Origin of the sequence: Brachyspira catarrhinii, from assembly GCF_005518285.1 — a bacterium.
In the GTDB taxonomy this organism is placed as follows: domain Bacteria; phylum Spirochaetota; class Brachyspiria; order Brachyspirales; family Brachyspiraceae; genus Brachyspira; species Brachyspira catarrhinii.
In genome coordinates this window covers 1-3646 of record NZ_SJDU01000239.1, presented here as the reverse complement: position 1 = coordinate 3646, position 3646 = coordinate 1, and the positions used below count along the sequence as shown (strand labels likewise).

Annotated in this window: 1 protein-coding gene; it reads right to left on the bottom strand. The window is 22.9% G+C overall.

Going from position 1 to position 3646, the window contains the following annotated elements; genetic code table 11:
• Positions 1-65: 65 nt before the first annotated feature.
• Positions 66-3533 (bottom strand): N-6 DNA methylase, encoded by a 3468-nt coding sequence (locus tag EZH24_RS08695; RefSeq protein WP_137998775.1) that lies wholly within the window; start codon positions 3531-3533, stop codon positions 66-68.
• Between the last annotated feature and the right edge of the window lie 113 nt (positions 3534-3646).

The following is a 3646-nucleotide window of genomic DNA, read 5'->3' as shown; positions in this document are numbered from 1 at the left end:
TATTATACTTTTATATTGATGATATATTATAATATAGTGATTATGTTTTTGCAAATAAATTTTAATCAATCAATTTGAAATATATCGTCCATTATTTCTCTTTGCTTAATTTTAGCATTATCTATTTTTAATTGAGCTTGTTCTATTTCTTGTTCATATTTTTCTAATTTTGAAACTATATCTTTTTGTTTCTCAATTGCATCAATATAATTTATATCTAAATTTAATATAAATTGTCTATTAATGCCACCTGAACCTAGACCAGTTCTATATTGAGGTAAATTTAAAGTTTTTAGTAAATAAAATAAATATTTCATTTCTAATAGTACTAAAGGTTTTACATAAAAAGTTGTGTCTATTGGAGTAAAATTTTGATTTGCAAAATTAATTTCCCCTGCCGATCCTTTCCTTCCAATAATGATATTTGGAGCTTCTACTAAAAATTTATTATGATATCCAACTATTCCATTTGAACCATAAACAGGATATTCCCCTAAAATTCTATTTTTTTCTGGTAATGATATACCATATTCTAGAGAAATTATTTCATTTAATTTTATTGACTTATTTTTATATTTTGAAAAATCAAATGATATTATTTTATTATTTAATTCTTTAATTATTTTTTCTTGTTCTAAAATAATATTTTCCTGTTCGTCCATAATAGAAACTATTTCTTTCTGTTTTTCAATTGGAGGTATAGGAACTGATAAATTTCCAAAATTATCTCTATTTAAACCTCCTTGTGCAGCACCTGTTTTTAATTCTTTCAGTACATTATTAAAAATGAATAAATAATAAAATATAAATTTTTGATTTACTTCATTTGAAAATCTTACTTTCAATATATGTTCATTTATATACATATCATTATTTATATTTTTTGCTAAAGCTATTTTTCCAGTTAAAGCTCCATCTTTGCAAATTAGAATATCATTTTCTAAAACTTTTGTATTTATAGGCATAGTTTTAGCATATTCTATTGGTATATATTTTAATTTATCTAAATTAATTCTTCCTGTGTATGCATTTATATGTTCTCCACCTAAAGATATAACACCTTCATTATTTTTTTTAACTCCACCTTTAGGTCTGCTTCCACTATATAATACCATATTAAGTGAATTATCAGATAATTTAACTAGCGGATATTTAGTTGTTATGATTTTTTTTTTAGTTAAACTAATACTATTTAAAAAATTATCAGCTTCAAAATTAAAACAATCTTCTAAATCTAAAACATATATATTTTTTTCTAAATCTTTAACTACATTAGGATAATTGTTATAAAAAGCTTGAAGCATATAATAATTAGCTTTATTTATATTATCTCTATTTTTTTCATCTAATAAACTGCCTAAATATCTACCTTCTTTATCTCTTTCTTCTGTTATTCCTTCGCTTCCTCTTCTAGTACTAAAACTATATCCCAAAAATTTTTTTTCATCCTCTTTTTTACCGGTATCTATTATTAAAAGTTTTTTATTTTTACACATATTTATATAACTTTCTTTGTTTTCCAAACGAATAGATTTTTCTCTTTTTTGTAAAAATAATACAACTGTACTAGTATTTGTAGCTTGAAATGCATTATCTCCTAATTTCACAATTCCTTTTAAATAGAAATTTTCAAATATAATAGTTCTTGCCTTTTCATAAAGTCCGTCATTTTGAAGTATGGAAACAGGAAGTATTATTGCAGCATAACCATTAGGTTTTAATAATTGTTTCATACGCTCTATAAATATTACTTCTATTTCTTTACTACTGTCTGTTATATATTTGTATAAATCAAAAGCCTTATCTGAATTTCTATCCATTATAGATTTAAATCCGCTTACAGAATAAGGAGGATTTGAAATAACTATATCAAATTTTTCATTTTCTTTATTTGTGGTATCTAATAATGTACCTCTATAATCATCATGGGTAAAAGGATAAATACCAGAAGTTTGAAGTATTTGGGCTTCTCCGTCTCCGTTAAAAAAACATGATAGTTTTGTTGTCTTTACAAGTCTGTAGTCATTTTCTATTCCATATATATAATCCTTTGCCCAAGAAAATTTATCAGAATTTATATCATAAATATGCAAAGTTTCACTAATTTTTTCTAATATTTTTAATTTACAATTTGAAACATCATACCAAATATCAGAAATTCCCTTTTTTATAATATCCATGACTTCCGTTAAAAAGTGTCCGCTTCCACATGCAAAATCGATAATATGAGGAATAAAATATATATTATCTTCAAGTATTTTATTAACCATTATTTCTTTTATAGGAAGTGATTGTACAATGAATCTTGTCAATATTCTCGGAGTAAAAAATTGTCCTACTTCCTGTTTAAAACCTGTGTTTAAAAGATTTTCAAAAAAGTCTCCTAAAAACTGATGTTTTTCTGTATATCTGAATTGATATCCTTGTAAAAGTTCCACAACCTCTTTGACAATAAATGCATTTCTTTTAAAATCTTTTTTATCAAAAATATCAATAAATGAAAATTCCTGATTTTTATAAATCATAGCTTTTTTTAAATATTCTTTGAGTTCACTTTCTTTTTTCTTATCAATTTCATCAATTGATATATAAAAAATATCTTTTTTTAAATAATTATTCATTCCTTTTTTAAATAGTATATTTAATCTATCAATAAATATTTCATAATTATCACTTATTTCTATCCATTGAAAAGATAATTCTTCATCTAATCTTGTATATTCTTCATCAAATACTTTGCATACAAATAGGTTAAATATTTTATTAAATGCATTAGGTTTATCTGAAACTACATTATGCCTTAATATTTCTAAAAATTGATTATATATTTTCTTACTATCATCAGGAGTTATAGGTTTCAAATCTTTTTTTAAAAGTGCTTTTGCCTGTATTCCATACGGTAAAATATCTTCTTCAAATATTCCATTAAATGAAAATTGTTTATTCCATCTATTATATATTTCTACTACATTAGCAAGTGTCTTTAATTCTTTATCAATTTTTACTATTTCATTTTTGTATTCTATTTTTTCAATATCATTTAATCTTGAAGTATATAAGCATAAATATTCAGCGTTTCTATCTTGATTATAATAGCTGAATAATTGTCCTCCTTTTTTATTTATCATATTTTTATATTCTTTATTAAACTCATTACCCCAAGTTTTACATTCTATCATCAAATATGATACATTATCTTTTGAAATAAGTATGTCTAGTTTGCCTTTCTCTTTTCTGCCCATTTCCCACTTTTTTTCAAGTGTTATACTATCAGGACTGTATCCTTTTTCTAAAAGTCTGTCAACACATTCCAAAACAACAAAATTTTCACTGTTTTCAAAATTAGAAGTTGTTTCATCTCCTAATTTGATATTTTTGTCAAAATTATTATCTATGTAGAAAATTTTTTCTTTTTCAAAATCTATAATTATAGTATAATTATTTTTATATTTTTTATTAAATATCCCAGAATGGATTTCTCTATATCCTAAAGCATATAATAGTTTTTTTATGTATTCAATAGATACTTTCAATTTATAGTCCTATTTTCTGTAACAATATTTTCTTTTTTATTATTATAATAGATAAATACATTTTTGCAAATGATTTTTATTCATTAGTTATGCATATATTAACATATATTTTA